The organism is Pedobacter sp. G11 (genome assembly GCF_003860265.1).
In the GTDB taxonomy this organism is placed as follows: Bacteria; Bacteroidota; Bacteroidia; order Sphingobacteriales; family Sphingobacteriaceae; genus Pedobacter; species Pedobacter agri.
Genome location: NZ_CP034190.1, coordinates 4994964 through 5010511 on the forward strand (window position 1 = coordinate 4994964; position 15548 = coordinate 5010511).

The window sequence follows — 15548 nt, forward strand, 5'->3', positions numbered from 1 at the left end:
GGTTTTGGGTTCTGCATGAATTGAAACACGCAAATTTTAACCTGGAAACCATTAACATACGATAAACCTAGTTTAACTTGTAATTTACAACATTCAATCCCACCAATTGTTCTAGGAACTTATTGTTAGGATTTATTTTTAAATTTTTCGAAGGTAAATCCAACATTATCTGCTTTTCGCTATCAAAAACTGCAAAGTTAAGTTGGCAGTTCTGTTGCTCAGAGTTTGCCTTATTGTCTGCTAATATGGCTTCAATTTCCCGCATTAACTCTTCATTCACCCGTTCAATTGGAACCTGAATAGTTAAACTCTTCGCCAGCTTATCTCGTAATTCCGACATCAGATTAATGGCAGTAATTTTAAATTCCCAATCGCCGGCTTTGCCAAAACGTTCTCCTACCCTGCCTCTAATCTGCAAGAAATAACCTTCAGTTAAAAATGATTTAAACTTTAAAAAATCTTCACCAAATAGTGCCATTTCGCAGGCGTCATCATAATCTTCAAATACAAATGTGCCGAATGGTTTACCTGTTTTAGTAATCCTTTGCGATGCCGCAACTACTAATCCGCCTACGCAAAGCTCGCGGTTCTGAAGTTTGGCAAACTCAGCCAAAACTTCTTCATTGGTATCACCCATTCTAACCTTATTGATAATGCTCAGCTGCCTTACACCATGTGTACAAAACTTATCAAGCTCCAATTTATAGTTATCCAAAGGGTGCCCTGAAAGGAAAATTCCGATGGCATCTTTTTCGTATTTCAGACGATCCATCAATGCCCATTCAGGAGAAACAGGCAAAGTAGGTTCTAAAATCAAATCGGCCTTTGAACCGCCAAACAATGAAGCCTGTGAGGTACTTTCATTGTTCTGAAAATCGTTGGCAAACTTGATGATCTTTTCGATTCCGTTCATCTTATCATGTGGACCGATGTAGAAAAACTGTGCCCTATGGCCACCGAAAGCATCAAATGCGCCGCTATAAACAAAACTTTCGTAAGCTTTTTTATTGACGATCCGGGTATTCGATCGTTTGGCAAAATCATAAACCGAAGCATATGGCCCATTTAATAATCTTTCTTCGATGATGCTTTCTACCGCTTTCTCACCCACACCTTTCACTGCCGACATACCAAAGCGCACTTCTCCACGAACGTTTACTGAGAATTTCAAATCAGATTCGTTTACATCAGGACCCAAAACCGTAACGCCCATTTGGCGACATTCCTCCATGAAGAACGCTACCTGTTTAATGTCGCTCATGTTATTGGAAAGTACCGCAGCCATATATTCTGCCGGATAATGTGCTTTTAAATAGGCCGTTTGGTAAGCAATCCAGGCGTAACAGGTAGAGTGTGATTTGTTAAATGCATAAGAGGCAAATGCTTCCCAATCTTTCCAGATTTTTTCTAAAGTTGCAGCATCATGACCTTTTTCGGCCGCTTGCTTTACAAATTTAGGCTTCATTTTATCCAGAACATCTTTCTGTTTTTTACCCATCGCCTTACGCAAAACGTCGGCCTCACCTTTGGTAAAACCAGCTAATTTTTGCGATAAAAGCATTACCTGCTCCTGATAAACCGTAATACCATAAGTTTCTTTTAAGTATTCTTCACAGGCATCCAAATCGTATTGAATTTCTTCTTCACCATTTTTCCTGCGTACGAAACTCGGAATATATTCCATCGGTCCCGGGCGGTACAAGGCATTCATGGCAATTAAATCGTCGAAAACCGTTGGCTTTAATTCCTTCATGTATTTCTGCATACCCGGACTCTCATACTGAAAAATACCGATGGTTTCACCACGCTGGAAGAGTTCGTAAGTCATCACATCATCAATCGGAAAAGTATCCGGATCCAGATTAATGCCATGTCTTTTCTTCACCAGTTTAACGGTGTCTTTAATTAAGGTAAGGGTTTTTAACCCCAGGAAGTCCATTTTCAGTAAGCCGGCGCTCTCTACTACCGAGTTATCAAATTGGGTAACATACAAATCAGAATCCTTTGCGGTGGCAACCGGAACAAAATTCGTAATATCACTTGGCGTAATAATTACACCACAGGCATGAATACCTGTATTTCTTAACGATCCTTCTAAAACCTGTGCCTGTTGAATGGTTTCGGCACTCAAATCTTTTAAATTGCCTAGATTTTTAAGTTCGACTACACGCTCATATTCATCCGGACGTAAAGCATCTTTTAACGCTTTTTCATCTAGATTGAAGATTTTTGCCAGCTTCATGTTTGGAATCAGCTTCGCGATTTTATCGGCCTCAAATAAAGGCAAATCTAAAACCCTTGCCGTATCACGGATGGATGACTTGGCCGCCATGGTTCCATAAGTGATGATTTGCGCCACCTGGCTGGAACCATATTTATTAATTACATATTCCATTACACGGCCACGACCCTCATCATCAAAATCGATATCAATATCGGGCATGGAAACACGATCGGGATTTAAGAAACGCTCAAAAAGCAGATCGTACTTAATCGGATCGATATTGGTAATCCATAGGCAATATGCAACCACTGAACCCGCAGCTGATCCACGACCGGGACCAACCGATACATCTCTGCGACGGGCTTCGGCAATAAAATCCTGTACAATAAGGAAGTAACCTGGATAACCGGTTTTCTCAATGGTGGCCAACTCGAAGTCTAAACGCTCAATTACCGGTGGCGTTAATTCCCCGTATCTGATTTTGGCGCCTTCATAAGTTAAGTGCCTCAAAAATTTATTTTCACCGCGTTTACCGCCGTCAACTTCATCCTCCGCAACAAGAAACTGTTCTGGAATATCGAACTTCGGCAAAAGTACTTCACGGGCAAGTTTGTAGGTTTCAATCTTATCTACAATCTCCTGTATATTTAAAATCGCCTCAGGTAAATCGGCAAAAAGCGCCTTCATTTCATCACCCGATTTGAAATAATATTCTTGATTAGGCAAACCATAACGGTAACCGCGTCCGCGTCCGATTGGCGTGGCTTGTTTTTCACCGTCTTTTACACAAAGCAAAATATCATGCGCATTAGCATCTTTTTTATTGATGTAATACGTGTTGTTAGTAGCAACGAGTTTGACCTCGTGCTTCTTGGCCAAAGAAATTAAGGAAGCGTTTACCCGATCTTCATCTTCCTGGTTGTGGCGCATAACCTCCACATAAAAATCTTCGCCAAACTTTTCTTTCCACCATACCAAAGCTTCTTCTGCCTGGTTTTCACCCATGTTTAAAAGCTTGTTAGAAATCTCTCCGGAAAGGTTTCCAGACAGTACAATAATATCATCCTTGTACTGCTCAATTACATTTCTATCAATACGCGGAACGTAGTAAAAACCTTTGGTATAGGCAATAGACGACATTTTGGCCAGGTTGTGATAGCCATTCTTGTTCTTAGCCAATAATACCATTTGGTAGCCATTGTCTTTTGCTGTTCTGTTCAAGTGATCATCGCAAACGAAGAATTCTACTCCCACAATTGGTGTCATCACCACTTCAGTCGGCCGCTGCCCTGCTTCGATGGCTTCGGCATTTTTAGCCTCTGCGGCTTTATTATGATTGAGTACAGCATTTACAAAGTGGAATGCGCCCATCATATTGGCATGATCGGTCATCGCCACTGCCGGCATTTTTTGTACCGCAGCTGCTTTTACCAAAGCAGGAATGCTGATGGTACTTTGTAAAACTGAAAACTGGGTATGGTTATGCAAATGCACAAACGTTGCCGCAGCAAGTTCCTGTTTGTTTTCTGCGAGCTCTTGTTTTGAAACGCCACCGCCTTCGGTTTTTTGCAGGCGTCTGCGGATTTCATCAGAAGCAGCCTTCAAATTGATATGCTTTAACCCAACACCTTCAATTAGTGCAGGGTTGATCTCTCTAAAACGTGGGAAATATTCTGCATCAACAAGAAGTTCTTCTTTTTTAAATACTTCACGTTTTACCAGTTCTAAAAAGCAGCGTGTAGTGGCTTCCACATCGGCTGTAGCATTGTGCGCCTCATTAAAAGGAACACCGAACAAATACGAGTGTAATTCAGTCAAAGTAGGAAGTTTGAATTTACCACCTCTACCACCTGGCAATTGTAAAAGCTGTGCAGTTACTTCGGTACATGTATCAAGCACTGGCAATTCAGCCAGGCGATTTGCAACACCGAACCTATGAAACTCACAACCCATTATGTTCACATCAAAACCAACATTCTGGCCAACGATGAACTTTGCTTTGCTTAAAACTTCATTAAACTTAGCCAGCATTTCATCAAATGAAATCCCTTGTTCTGTCGCCAAGTCGGTCGAAATCCCATGAATCCTTTCTGCATCATAAGGAATGTTAAATCCTTCCGGCCTTACTAAATAATCCTGATGTTCAACCATCCTCCCCATCTCATCATGCAATTGCCATGCAATTTGAATACAACGCGGCCAGTTATCGGTATCAGTAATTGGCGCATTGTAATTACGTGGCAAACCCGTAGTTTCAGTATCAAAAATTAAGTACATATTGTATTTTAAGAATTAGCCGCTGCAGAAGAATAACGGTTCTTCAAAAATAAGGAATTTGAATATTGATGTTGTCAGGATTTTATCAACAAAATATCTAAAATATGATCACGTATATGGTACATGATAACAACATTGTTTTAGCGGAAAGATTTTAATTGTCCTTAAAATTCTATAAAACTTGCAACCGTTATCACTATAAATTCGTCTATCGGTTAATAATTAATTTTCAAAACAGATGAAAAGACTATTAGCCGTAATTTTTGTTTTTATTCTATCTCTTGACGTTAGTGCGCAAAAAAAAATGACAACGCAAGACAGCATTAAAATATTTTATGAAAACCTTTTTTCGACACTAAAGACTAAATACTTACACAAAGAGAAAATTAACTGGGAATTAATTGAATCTCAAACTAAGCAGGATTTAAATCAATACAATACTTTTCAAAACGCTCTCTCTGGAATTAAAAAACTATTTGACAAAATAGGTGCAACACATTGCAATGTTTACTACAAGCAAAATAAATATTCTGCTACCGTAAAAAATATTTCAAAAGAGGATTACAGTGAGCAATGGAAAAAGAAATATGATACCAAACCAACCTTTGAAGTAAAAGTACTTAACGATAGATATGGTTACATATTAATTCCGGCTATGTTGTCTTTTGATATAAGCGCTTCGAATATCCATAATATAGCACAGCCATTATACAACAAAATTGCTGAAACTAAAGCTCAGAAAAATATTGAAGGCTGGATTATAGATTTAAGATTTAATACCGGTGGCAATTCATGGCCAATGCTTCTTGCACTATATGATTTTTTGGGAAACAATGATATCGGTGGTTCACTTAACAGCGATAAAAAACAGGAAAGTAAGTTTAGATTAGATCATGGAAAACTTATTGAAAAATCAAAAACAATATCTTTTATACATCCCATGGGCGAATTGTTAGATAAAAAAAGGGTAAGCATCATTACTGGGTTGTTCACAGCAAGTTCGGGGGAAGTTGTGGCAATGGCATTTAAAGGCAGATCAAATACTAAATTTATTGGACAAAGTACGTATGGCGCTACTACAGGGAATATTGCCTGTAAATTGCCTTTTAATATTACGATGGCCCTAACCACATCATATGATTGTGATAGAAATGGGAATTATTACGAGAAGATTATACCGGAAATTAGTATTTCCAAACAGGATAATTTTGATAATTTACTACTTGATAAAAACATTCAGCAGGCAACAGAATTTATAGACGTTAAGTAGTAAAACATCAAAACTGACTAGCTATTTATTTCGAGCAATATTTTTTAAAAATGCTCCTGGCTCACCAATTCACTCACGTCATAACCTTTTTCCCGGCATCTTTCAATAATATCAACCAGTAACGCCGCTTCCATTTTTGGTTCTCTGGCCATAATGAATAAATACTTTTCATCTGGATGACCAACAACAACATAACTGTAATCGGCTGCAATCTCAATAATCCAGTACCCAATTTTAAATGGCCATAAAAACTGAGCTTTCATATCGCCATCAGGCCGATCTTCATCAAAAAACAATTTTGAGGTAATTGTTTTTTCTTCAGGGTTTCCTTCCTTATGGTAAGTAGTTAGTACATCAAAATGATCATCATCTTTTAAAGTGTAGGTTTCAGTGGTTTGTTTCCAATTTTTATCCATTAAAGTCGGAATGGAATATAGGGAGTACCATTTACCTTCGAACGCTTTATAATCAATATTGCCAATAGGTTTATTTTCCATAATATGAGGATTTAATTCGTCTTTGAAACTAGTAATAACTAAACCATTCCTTAATTATAAAGTTTTGAAAAGGATTTTTTAACCTTATATTTATTTCTACCTTCGATTAATATTTAGGATGAGCAAACCATTAAATAAAAATATATGAAAGTAACGGTTGTAGGTGCTGGCGCAGTTGGCGCTACTTGTGCAGATAATATTGCCAGAAAAGAATTAGCAAACGAACTTGTTTTGTTAGATATCAAAGAAGGTTTTGCCGAAGGTAAAGCGATTGACATGATGCAGACCGCTACCCTTTTAGGCTTCGATACAAAAATTACTGGTGTAACCGGCGACTACAGCAAAACTGCTGGTTCTGATGTTGTAGTGATTACTTCGGGCTTACCACGCAAACCTGGAATGACTCGCGAAGAATTGATTGGCATTAATGCTGGAATTGTAAAAGGTGTTGCTGAAAATATATTAAAGTTTTCTCCAGAGGCAATCATTATTGTGATTAGTAATCCAATGGATACCATGACTTATCTGGCACTGAAATCTTTAGGACTTCCTAAAAACCGTATTATCGGTATGGGCGGAACTTTAGATAGCAGCCGTTTTAAATTCTACTTATCTCAGGCTTTAAATTGTAACCCAAGCGATTTGCAGGGTTTTGTAATAGGTGGCCATGGCGATACGACAATGATTCCATTAACCCGTCTGGCAACCTATCAAAGCTTGCCGGTAAGCAACTTGTTAGACCAGGCAACCTTAGATAAAGTTGCATCAGATACGATGGTTGGTGGCGCAACATTAACAGGATTAATTGGCACCTCGGCGTGGTATGCCCCTGGTGCAGCTGGAGCAGCTTTGGTTGAAGCCATTCTTCGCGATGAGAAAAAACTGTTTACCTGCTGCGTTTCACTGGAAGGTGAATACGGCCAGGAAGATATTTGCTTAGGGGTTCCGGTAATTATTGGTCGCTCGGGATGGGAAAAAATCATCGATTTTAAATTAACAGATGGCGAGCAAGCTGCATTTAACAAAAGTGCCGATGCCGTTAGAAATATGAACAGCGTATTGGCTGACATGAAATTGGTATAAATGAGTTCAATTTCAATCCCATTAAAATTACTGAACTTACAGGATGACGGCTTCCACCTTTTGGTGGAAGTTGTTGTTTTTAAGGAAAAACATTTTGCCGTTTTAGATACCGGCGCATCAAGAAGCGTTTTTGATAAGTTACTGATCGAGCGGCATCTTGCAGAAACACTTCATGTATCTGAAGAAATTAACGCCGCTACCCTTTTTACCACCACAACGACCATACAGGCCACTATTCCTGAAGTTAAAATCGGGCCACTGAAGATCAAAAACTATGAAACCGTTGCTTTTGATCTTCAATCGGTTACTGAAACCTACCAGCAATTCGGTCATCCACCAATTATTGGAATTATCGGAGGAGACATTTTAATGCAGTATAAAGCGGTAATTAACTATAAAAAGCTAGTCCTTCGGCTGTATAAATAACGTTTGGTATTAATCACGAGATCAATTCTGAATATTTTAGCACATATTTACATTTTATGAAAAACGACATTTTTAATCGGGATGACCTGATCCATCTGGTTGATACGTTCTACACAAAAGTGCAGCTCAACCCCAGGATTGGGCCAATCTTTACTGATGTTGCGAAGATAGATTGGTCGCACCATTTGCCTAAAATGTATGATTTTTGGGAAAGTATTTTGTTTGGTACAGCAACCTATAAAGGCAACCCGATGTTGACTCATTTTGCATTAAATGATAAGATTGGTTTAAAGGCTGATGAATTTAATGCCTGGAAGCTCATTTTCATGGAAACCGTCGATGAACTTTTTGCTGGTAAAAATGCAGAAACCATTAAACAAAAAGCGCAATCCATTGCCGATTTAATGGATTTTAAAATAAATGCTCCAAAATCCAAGATCAACATTGTTTAATATTTTTTGATTTATCTGGTTTCTTGTTAAATTTAATTAACCAAACAAATCAAATATGAAAGCTTTAAGAATTATTTTCGGCATCATCGTTGTCGTGGCGATTATTTTCGTTGTGGGAAGTTTCTTTCTACCAAAAACATATTCTGTTTCCAGATCAACAGTGATCAATGCTCCGGATAGCGTAATCTACAAAAACATTGCTGATTTTAATGAATTTTACCTTTGGAATCCCTGGGCAAAAATGGAACCTTCTGCCAAAACTACATTTTCTGGTACTCCTGTAACGACGGGGCATCAATATAATTGGGTGGGCAAAGAAACCGGCTCAGGTTATATGAAAATAGAATCACTAAAGCCCAATAAAAAAATAGACATCGAGCTGAAATTTATTGAGCCTTTTGAAAGCGTAGCAGATACCAAATTTGATATTGTGCCTGATGGAAACGGTCAAAAGGTAACCTGGACCATGAGTGGAGAAAATAACATGATCAGCAAGTGGATGTGTGTTTTTATGGGTGGAATGGACGGCATGATTGGAAAGGATTTTGAAAGCGGACTAGCAAGCCTGAAAGAAAAATCAGAAAAAGAAAATTAGTCAATTTTAACATCATCGTTAAGGCTGTATCATCAATCGAATATCATCCTGAGCCAGTTGAAGGACTTAGAGAAACTGCTTTAAAGGGCATTTCGGCAAGCTCAACTAGACAAAGTTCAGGCGAAAACTGGTCTATAATACAGCCTTTTTATTTCTCCCCACTTTTTAATAAATAAACTTTTATGTCGTTATTGCGTTAAAAAGCTTTAATTTCAAAAATCTATCATCATCAGATTTTGTTATATCCTTATTTTTAGATTATTTGCCCGGCATGAATTTATTACTAGTAGAAGATGAGCCAAATGTGGTTTCTGTTATTTCCAGAGGCTTAACCGAAGAAGGTTTCACCGTAAGTGTAGCACCTGATGGCCTCATCGGTAAACAGCTGGCTTTAGAAAATGAATTTGATTTAGTCATACTGGATATTATGCTTCCTGGAATAAATGGATTGGAACTTTGCAAAATTATTAAGGCTGAAAAACCAAATGTACCCATCATTATGCTAACTGCTTTGGGCACTACAGAAAATGTAGTGAATGGTTTAGATAATGGTGCCGATGACTATTTAATTAAGCCTTTTAAATTTGCAGAACTTTTTGCCCGCATTAGAATGTTATTGAGGCGTTATACAGGATCGGCAAGCCTTGACCAGGTAATTAACGTTGCTGATTTGCAGATAAATTTGAGTGCCAAAAGCGTAAAACGAAACAATACAGAGGTGGTGCTCACTGCAACTGAATACCGTTTGTTGGAGTACATGGCCAAAAACAAATCGAAAATCCTCTCCCGGATTGATATTTTAGAAAGTGTTTGGGATATTGATTTTAATCTTGGCACCAACGTAGTTGATGTGTATGTAAATTATCTTCGCAAAAAAATTGATAAAAATTCAGATCAGAAACTGATACATACCGCCGTGGGTTTGGGTTATGTGCTAAAAGGATAGCCAATGGATATTGCCAAAAAAATCACGCTGCTATTCGCAATACTTTCGGCGGTAATTATTTCATTATTAAGTGGTTTTGTTTGGTACTTCTCTAATGAGTTTGCCTTTGAAGATTTTTACAAACGTTTAGAAGCGAGGGTAAACATCGCCGCCCAGATTAAGCTTTACGAAGATGACAATAACAGCGTGGTTGCCCAAATGCGTAACCAATATCTGGAACGTTTGCCTTCTGAACAAGAATTTATTCTTGATGCCAGTCAAACAAAGAACAAAGTTGACCGCGAACTTCCCAAAAGCTTCTATGATAAAATAAACACGGGTTCGATGGCCAGGTATCGTGTTGAAAATCATTTTTATGCAGGTAAGTTTTTTAGAAACGGACCTAAAGGATACATTGTAATTGTTTCTGCCAATGATCCCTTTGGCTTCCGTGAGCTTCGAGACCTTCAAAAAATATTGATTATTGGCTTTTTCCTGTCGGTCTTTTTGTCGTTCGTTGTGGGCTGGCGATTCTCCAATTACATGCTTATGCCCTTGCGAAATGTGATAAAAAGCGTAAAAAAAATAAAGGCAGAAAACCTCCACATGCGTTTAGACGTAAAAAAAGGTACCGATGAAATGTCGCAGCTGGCACAAACCTTTAACAACATGTTAAACCGGCTGGAAACAGCATTTGAAACGCAAAACAACTTTATCAGCAATGCTTCGCATGAATTAAGAACGCCATTAACCATCATTAGCGGCGAGGTAGAACTGGCTTTAAAAAATGGCGATGCGCAGAAGCAACATCTGGCGTTAGCCAAAATTAAAGACGAAGCCGAACGACTGGAACATATTTTAACCAGTTTACTGGGATTGGCTCAATCGGGATTTAATGGCAAAAACCAACCCTGGGAATTGGTTAGAATGGATGAATTACTTTGGGAAATCAAGGCTTCGGTAAATCAGGTTCATCCCGAAAGTAAAATTGAAATCGATTTTTCTAAGCTTCCTGATGATGATGAACTGTTGAGTCTGAAAATCAATAAAAACCTCATTAAACTTGCCCTGACAAACATTGTAAGCAATGCATGCAAATATTCGAATGATAAGTTAGTGAACATTGCCATCGAAGCTAGCGCTAATTCACTTTCCATTGCGGTAACCGATCAGGGTATTGGAATTCCACAAACGGATATTCAGCACATTTTTGAACCATTTTATCGGGCATCAAACACCAACTCTTTTAAAGGTTATGGAATTGGTTTGCCACTTTCTCTGAACATTATCAGGTTACACCGCGGAAGCATTGCCATTAAATCGCAGGAAGGAATAGGTACAGAAATTAAAGTACTGTTGCCGTTAACCAGCATTTATTAGTTTTGTTGAAAAATTCGTAGTTATTCAGATGATTATTTTACTTTTGCCTATCCAAACATGTAAAATTCCATTTTTTACAACCTAAAACTCTAAAGTTTTTAAATTCTAATCTCGCTTTAATTTCCTTCTTAGTTCGCTGTAATCTCATTGCGCTAAACTTGTATAAATATTTATTCATTTAACAAGATAAAACCATGAAAACAGTATTAGTACCAACAGATTTTAATTTAGCGAGTACCAAAATTATTGATGGTTTAACGCAAACTCAACCCAACGAAACTTTCAATATCATATTTGTTCATGCTTTCAAATTATCAGATTCGATTACGGATATGTTAATGTTAAGCCGCCGAAGCAAAGATTACGAAAACATCAGTGATGAGTTTTATCAAATGCTGAATAATTACAAAGCGAAGTATGCCAATCAAATCAACAACATTGGTATAGAATATTTTTATGGAAGTACTGTTGCAGCATTTAAAAATTTCATTGAAGCTTTTGATGTTGAAGCCATTGCTTATCCGAAAGACTATAGTTTCAAAGCCATCAACAAATACAGTATCGATCCAAAAGTATTAACAGCTCGCTGTGGCTGTGAAGTATTGGAATTAAACATCATGACGCTTCATAATCAGGAGAACCTGATTGAAACCAAAATCCAGGAGCCTAAATTAAAAGCGGCAAACGCTTAATTACTCACGAAATAAATTTAATAATATGCTGTTACGAAATAATATTCCGCTTACTTATATATTCGGAAAGATCAAAAAAGAACTGCTTTTTGTAATTGCTTATTCTATAGGAATTGTAGTTCTTTATCAGAACTTTCACGTTACCCGGATTTCGATTCCGATTACGGTCCCTGCCTTACTGGGAACAATTATCTCATTATTGCTGGCTTTCCGGTCGAATCAGGCTTATGACAGATGGTGGGAAGCCCGCATTTTGTGGGGTGCTATCGTAAATGACTCAAGATCGGTATCGCGTCAGATTTTATCGTTCGTAGAAAACCCTTATGACTTGCATGAGGTAGAGGCTTTCAAAGAGCGCTTTATCAAACGACAAATTGCCTGGACTTATGCTTTGAGCCAATCATTAAGAGGTTTTAATCCTCGAAAAGGATTGGAAGAATTTTTAGTTGCTGATGAGATAGCATTCCTTAAAAAACGTAAAAATGTAACCACGTCTATTTTGGAACTGCATGCTATGGATTTGAAAAAAGCTTTGAATGAAGGCTGGATTAACAAATATCAGCAAATTGAAATTGATAAAACCCTCACTGCATTATGTAACCACATGGGTGGATGTGAGCGTATTAAGAACACTGTTTTCCCGGTAACTTACAGTAAATACATCAACATGTCGATCCATTTATTTATTGTGCTTTTGCCATTTGGATTGATTGAGTATTTCGGTTATATGGAAGTTCCTTTAGTGGTTGCGATTGCTGCATTCTTCCTTTTGGTAGAAAAAATGGCGGTTCATCTGCAAGATCCTTTTGAAAATAAACCCACAGATACGCCAACTACAACGATTTGTAGAACCATTGAACGCGATCTTTGCCAAATGATAGATGATAATAAAATCCTTGAAGACAAACCCCAAACGGAATTGGCTCAGGTTGGTTCATATTACATCTTATAAAAATCTTAATTCTTAGTTCTGTTCCAGATTTGGAATGGTTAGTTAAAAACAATAGGTCTTCTCCCTGGATGGGGAGAAGCTTATTTATTTAAACCTGATCGCTTTTAGCGGAGACACTTTGCTAATTAACAGCGAAGGAATGATCAATACGATTAAACAAACAACCACAGTTAATACATTTAAGCCCAGTACATCGATAAAATGAATTTCAATTGGTGCATAAGTTAAAAAGTACGAAGACTGATTGAGTTTAAAAATGTGTGTTGCCTGCTGGAAAAAGCCTAAGCCCAATCCGAGAATATTACCCAACAACAAACCGATACCAATTAAATAGGCCGCATTATAAAGGAATATCTTCATGATACTCCAATTGCTTGCACCAAACGACTTCAACATTCCGATCATATTGGTTTTCTCCAGAATCATAATGAGCAGTGCCGTAACCATATTGATTACGCCAACAATTAGCATTAAGATCAGCAACACGTTCGTATTTACATCAAGCAAACTCATCCAGTTAAAAATGTTCGGAAAGTTTTCTACAATCGAAAATGAACGCAGATTTTGAGGCAAACTTTCAAAAATCTCTAACGATACTTTATTGAGATCTTTAAAGTTTTTAATGCGAATTTCAACACCTCCAATTTGATTCGCATTCCAATTATTTAAGCGCTTAATGATATTCAGGTTACCGAGCACAAAACTTTTGTCGATATCCTCTACTCCAATATCGTAAATCCCTACGATTTTGAATTTCCTTGGCCTTAACTGATTTTGCACAAAATACATGATGAAATCATCGCCGGTTTTAAGTTTCAAACGGTTTGCGGTATAATTCGAAACTAGTAATTCCTGCATAGCAGCCGTACTATCCGAAAAATCGATAATGGTTCCGCTAATAATATGTTGTTTGATGTAATCCCAATTATAGCTTTTATCAACTCCCTTAAAATTGATACCCTCTATTTCCTCATTAGCTGATAATATAGCGGGTTTGGTAGCGAATGGATAAAAGTATTCGACATCTGGATTTTCTTTAAGCTTCTTTGCGGTTTCGCTATCCAGTACAAAAGGCGAATGCTCAAAAGAATTATTAAGATCGTAGCGGGTAATCTGAACATCACCCAAATACCCGCGAACCTTATCCTGGATTTCTGTTTTAAAGCCTTTAATAATTGCAATAGACAAGATCATCACTGCCAGACTCAGCATCACACCAACAATGGCAATACGAACGATAAGCTTTGAAAAAGTACGCTCTGATTTTATGGCAATACGCCCGGCTATGAAATATTCGAAATTCAACTTGATTATTTTGTAACAGCAAAAATGCTTAAATCCTTTTTAAAAATGGTATATATTTGGAATATAATGGTCATGAAAAAAGAATCCTGTTAAATACAATAATCAAATAAAATGGTAAATTGTTTTAAGGTTGATTGACTAACGTTAACCGATTTAAAATCCTATATAATGAAAAAATACATCAGCTTCGCTTTAACATCGCTCATTGCATTTTCAGCCTGTGGCCAGGGCCCGAAAATTACAGAGGAAGAAGGAGGTAAAAATTCCTTAGTTAACAAAACTTCTATAAACGAAAAAAACGATCCTGCAGCTCAAACCATTAAAACAGGCGCAGAACAAACGGAAAAATATCTTCCACTGTTAAAAGGCAAACGCGTTGGAATGGTTGTAAATCCAACATCGATTATTGGCAATCAAACGGCTGTTGATAGCTTATTAAAACGTGGCGTTAAAATTCAGAAAATATTTGGTCCGGAACATGGGTTTAGAGGCGATGCCAGTGCGGGCGTTAAAATTGATGATGCTATTGACACCAAAACAGGCATTAAGGCGGTTTCACTTTATGGTAAACACAGTACACCAACTGCCGAAGACCTTGCAGATATCGACATTATGGTTTTCGACATTCAGGACGTGGGCGTACGTTTTTACACCTATATCAATACTTTGCAGCATGTAATGGAAGCTTGTGCTGTTAATAAAAAAGAGCTTTTGATTCTGGACCGTCCGAACCCTAACGGTTATTTGATTGATGGCCCGATTCTCGACCCTAAATTCAAATCTGGAATAGGTATTCAGCCAATTCCTATTGCACATGGCTTAACGGTTGGCGAATATGCCCAAATGCTGAACGGCGAAGGTTGGCTGAAGGATAAAGTAAAATGCAAAATAACTGTAATTAAGAATGCAAATTACAACCATGACATGGAGTATGTTTTGCCAGTTAAACCGTCTCCAAACCTGAATACCGCACAATCAATTCTTTTGTACCCATCAACGTGTTTATTTGAAGGCACATACTTAAACCATGGCCGCGGAACCATGTTTCCTTTTACTATTGTAGGCGCTCCCTACCTGAAAGGAAAATTCGATTTCAGCTTTACACCAAAAAGCATAAAAGGGATGTCAGAAACGCCTTTGTTTCAAGATCAACTTTGCTATGGGTTAGATTTGAGAAATTACGACACGAAAAAACTCCGTGAATCAAAACAAGTAAATATTTCCTGGTTAATTGAGTTATACAACGCATCGCCGAAAAAAGAAGACTTCTTTAACAGTAAATTGAGCAAAGAAATGGGAACCATTGAGCGATTGGTTGGTGTGGGCGATTTCAGGCAACAGGTTATTGCCGGGAAAAGTGAGAAAGAAATTCGGGCCAGTTGGGAGCCAGGTTTAAGTGCGTATAAAAAGATGCGCCTAAAGTATTTGCTTTATAAATAGTGATTAATTGAGCAGATGATTGAGGAATAG

13 protein-coding genes are annotated in these 15548 nt (G+C 37.7%); 10 read left to right on the top strand and 3 right to left on the bottom strand.

What is annotated here, in order from left to right; genetic code table 11:
- Window positions 1-67: 67 nt before the first annotated feature.
- Entirely contained in the window at window positions 68-4501 is a 4434-nt protein-coding gene (gene dnaE, locus EA772_RS21615; RefSeq protein WP_124914903.1) for a DNA polymerase III subunit alpha, read from the bottom strand.
- Window positions 4502-4739: 238 nt separating this feature from the next.
- Here dnaE and EA772_RS21620 point away from each other — a divergent pair, with 238 nt between their 5' ends.
- Window positions 4740-5771 carry a S41 family peptidase gene (locus EA772_RS21620; RefSeq protein WP_124914904.1) on the top strand — a complete coding sequence of 344 codons (1032 nt, stop codon included), beginning with the start codon at window positions 4740-4742 and terminating at the stop codon, window positions 5769-5771.
- Between the two features lie 44 nt (window positions 5772-5815).
- Here the strand turns inward: EA772_RS21620 and EA772_RS21625 are convergent, their stop codons facing one another.
- Window positions 5816-6268, bottom strand: coding sequence for a lipocalin family protein (locus EA772_RS21625; protein WP_010602992.1), 453 nt, complete (start codon window positions 6266-6268; stop codon window positions 5816-5818).
- Window positions 6269-6412: 144 nt separating this feature from the next.
- Between EA772_RS21625 and mdh the strand changes: the two genes are divergently transcribed.
- From mdh to EA772_RS21665, 8 genes are all read left to right on the top strand, one after another.
- On the top strand, window positions 6413-7351 hold the full coding sequence (gene mdh / locus EA772_RS21630) for a malate dehydrogenase (protein ID WP_124914905.1): 939 nt from the start codon (window positions 6413-6415) through the stop codon (window positions 7349-7351).
- The gene (locus EA772_RS21635; protein WP_010602994.1) at window positions 7352-7777 is read left to right on the top strand and encodes an aspartyl protease family protein; all 426 of its coding nucleotides are present in this window, start codon (window positions 7352-7354) and stop codon (window positions 7775-7777) included.
- 56 nt (window positions 7778-7833) lie between these two features.
- On the top strand, window positions 7834-8229 hold the full coding sequence (locus EA772_RS21640; RefSeq protein ID WP_124914906.1) for a group III truncated hemoglobin: 396 nt from the start codon (window positions 7834-7836) through the stop codon (window positions 8227-8229).
- 55 nt (window positions 8230-8284) lie between these two features.
- Entirely contained in the window at window positions 8285-8824 is a 540-nt protein-coding gene (locus tag EA772_RS21645) for an SRPBCC family protein (protein WP_124914907.1), read from the top strand.
- Between the two features lie 271 nt (window positions 8825-9095).
- Window positions 9096-9770, top strand: coding sequence for a response regulator transcription factor (locus tag EA772_RS21650; RefSeq protein WP_010602997.1), 675 nt, complete (start codon window positions 9096-9098; stop codon window positions 9768-9770).
- 3 nt (window positions 9771-9773) lie between these two features.
- Window positions 9774-11129 carry a HAMP domain-containing sensor histidine kinase gene (locus tag EA772_RS21655; protein WP_124914908.1) on the top strand — a complete coding sequence of 452 codons (1356 nt, stop codon included), beginning with the start codon at window positions 9774-9776 and terminating at the stop codon, window positions 11127-11129.
- A 194-nt stretch (window positions 11130-11323) separates the two neighbouring features.
- Window positions 11324-11821: a hypothetical protein gene (locus EA772_RS21660; protein WP_124914909.1), complete on the top strand. Its 498-nt coding sequence runs from the start codon at window positions 11324-11326 to the stop codon at window positions 11819-11821.
- Between the two features lie 25 nt (window positions 11822-11846).
- Window positions 11847-12773, top strand: a complete 927-nt coding sequence (locus EA772_RS21665; protein WP_010603000.1) for a bestrophin family protein — start codon at window positions 11847-11849, stop codon at window positions 12771-12773.
- A gap of 84 nt (window positions 12774-12857) precedes the next feature.
- On the opposite strand, the gene EA772_RS21670 is transcribed toward EA772_RS21665, so the two are convergent.
- Window positions 12858-14078 carry an FtsX-like permease family protein gene (locus EA772_RS21670; protein WP_124914910.1) on the bottom strand — a complete coding sequence of 407 codons (1221 nt, stop codon included), beginning with the start codon at window positions 14076-14078 and terminating at the stop codon, window positions 12858-12860.
- A gap of 168 nt (window positions 14079-14246) precedes the next feature.
- Between EA772_RS21670 and EA772_RS21675 the strand changes: the two genes are divergently transcribed.
- Entirely contained in the window at window positions 14247-15518 is a 1272-nt protein-coding gene (locus EA772_RS21675) for an exo-beta-N-acetylmuramidase NamZ domain-containing protein (protein ID WP_124914911.1), read from the top strand.
- Window positions 15519-15548: the final 30 nt, after the last annotated feature.

What these genes read in the sequence shown, in the direction of transcription:
- dnaE (WP_124914903.1), bottom strand. Translation starts at nt 4,501, where the DNA reads ATGTACTTAATTTTTGATACTGAAACTACGGGTTTGCCACGTAATTAC.
- EA772_RS21620 (WP_124914904.1), top strand. Translation starts at nt 4,740, where the DNA reads ATGAAAAGACTATTAGCCGTAATTTTTGTTTTTATTCTATCTCTTGAC.
- EA772_RS21625 (WP_010602992.1), bottom strand. Translation starts at nt 6,268, where the DNA reads ATGGAAAATAAACCTATTGGCAATATTGATTATAAAGCGTTCGAAGGT.
- mdh (WP_124914905.1), top strand. Translation starts at nt 6,413, where the DNA reads ATGAAAGTAACGGTTGTAGGTGCTGGCGCAGTTGGCGCTACTTGTGCA.
- EA772_RS21635 (WP_010602994.1), top strand. Translation starts at nt 7,352, where the DNA reads ATGAGTTCAATTTCAATCCCATTAAAATTACTGAACTTACAGGATGAC.
- EA772_RS21640 (WP_124914906.1), top strand. Translation starts at nt 7,834, where the DNA reads ATGAAAAACGACATTTTTAATCGGGATGACCTGATCCATCTGGTTGAT.
- EA772_RS21645 (WP_124914907.1), top strand. Translation starts at nt 8,285, where the DNA reads ATGAAAGCTTTAAGAATTATTTTCGGCATCATCGTTGTCGTGGCGATT.
- EA772_RS21650 (WP_010602997.1), top strand. Translation starts at nt 9,096, where the DNA reads ATGAATTTATTACTAGTAGAAGATGAGCCAAATGTGGTTTCTGTTATT.
- EA772_RS21655 (WP_124914908.1), top strand. Translation starts at nt 9,774, where the DNA reads ATGGATATTGCCAAAAAAATCACGCTGCTATTCGCAATACTTTCGGCG.
- EA772_RS21660 (WP_124914909.1), top strand. Translation starts at nt 11,324, where the DNA reads ATGAAAACAGTATTAGTACCAACAGATTTTAATTTAGCGAGTACCAAA.
- EA772_RS21665 (WP_010603000.1), top strand. Translation starts at nt 11,847, where the DNA reads ATGCTGTTACGAAATAATATTCCGCTTACTTATATATTCGGAAAGATC.
- EA772_RS21675 (WP_124914911.1), top strand. Translation starts at nt 14,247, where the DNA reads ATGAAAAAATACATCAGCTTCGCTTTAACATCGCTCATTGCATTTTCA.